Below are 1,172 nucleotides of genomic sequence, written 5' to 3'. Positions count from 1 at the left end.
CTCGCTAAACCGAACACCTTAAGGTGACTTGGGCATATTGAAAGCTGACAAATGGTGAATCTGCATTTAACATAGCTGAAAAATATCTTCAAAAGGCATTGTAATCATGGAATGGCAAACTCGCTTTTCACCGCTCAACCTATCGACTCAAGATGCTCTACCAGAACTGTCTATTTCACGACTCGATCATCTAGGCATGATCACCATGGTAGGCGATGACAAAAAATCGTACCTGCATGGTCAAGTTACCTGTGATGTGGTTTCTCTAGAAAAAGACCAATCAACACTCGGTGCGCACTGCGACGCGAAAGGTAAAGTGTGGAGTGTATTCCGCTTGTTCCATCATGGTGATGGCTACGGCATGATCCAGCCGAAATCTGCGATTGAAATCGAACTGAAAGAAATAAAAAAATACGCCGTATTTTCCAAAGTCACGATTGAAGAATCTAACGATGTGATTCTTGGCGTTGCAGGTATCAACGCCGATGCGTTTGTGTCTGCTTTAAATGAAGATGCCGGTGATGTACGCATCATCAATGGTGGCACTGCGGTAAAAGTAGAGGCGAACCGTTGGTTACTTGTTGTGACAGAAGAAGCGGCGCAAGCACTGATCGAAAACAGCGATGCTACGCTGACAACACGCGAGCTTTGGACTCGGTTCGACATTGAATCTGCACTGCCATTCGTTTCTGCCACAGCGCAAAACGAGCACATTCCACAAGCCTTGAACATTCAAGCCCTAGGTGGCATTAGCTTCACTAAAGGCTGTTACACAGGCCAAGAAACCGTAGCTCGAGCGAAATACCGCGGCACAAACAAGCGCGCTATGTACATCGTGAAAGGCGCAACGTCGACCGCGTTAAACGATGATGCGATTGAACTAGAACGCAGCGTAGGCGACAACTGGCGCTCAGTCGGCACGTTACTGACTCACTATCAATTCAGTGATAACCAAGCTATGGGTTTGATCGTGTTACCAAATAATCTGGATGACGACACTCGCCTTCGTTTGACGTCTCAGCCTGATTGTGAATGGACCATCGCAGAATTGCCTTACAGCCTTGATGATGAATAATGCCATTCATACTCCTTTGATGCAGTTTCTTGCCGACCAAAACATCACGTTTCGTCTGCTTCCGCATCAAAGACCAGCTACAACAATTGAGGATGCC

General features: G+C 46.6%; 1 protein-coding gene. It reads left to right on the top strand.

Annotated elements, in window-relative coordinates; all coding sequences use genetic code 11:
• Positions 1–106 precede the first annotated feature (106 nt).
• The gene (ygfZ, locus tag R7Z50_RS24505) at positions 107–1,075 is read left to right on the top strand and encodes a tRNA-modifying protein YgfZ (RefSeq protein ID WP_318149348.1); all 969 of its coding nucleotides are present in this window, start codon (positions 107–109) and stop codon (positions 1,073–1,075) included.
• Positions 1,076–1,172: the final 97 nt, after the last annotated feature.

This window comes from Vibrio sp. 1249-1, assembly GCF_033340495.1.
The sequence above is the reverse complement of the archived record's forward strand: the minus strand, read 5'-3'. Positions and strand labels throughout refer to the sequence as shown.

Bases quoted from the DNA above. Each gene is read 5' to 3' on its own strand.
- ygfZ (WP_318149348.1), top strand. From the start codon at position 107: ATGGAATGGCAAACTCGCTTTTCACCGCTCAACCTATCGACTCAAGAT.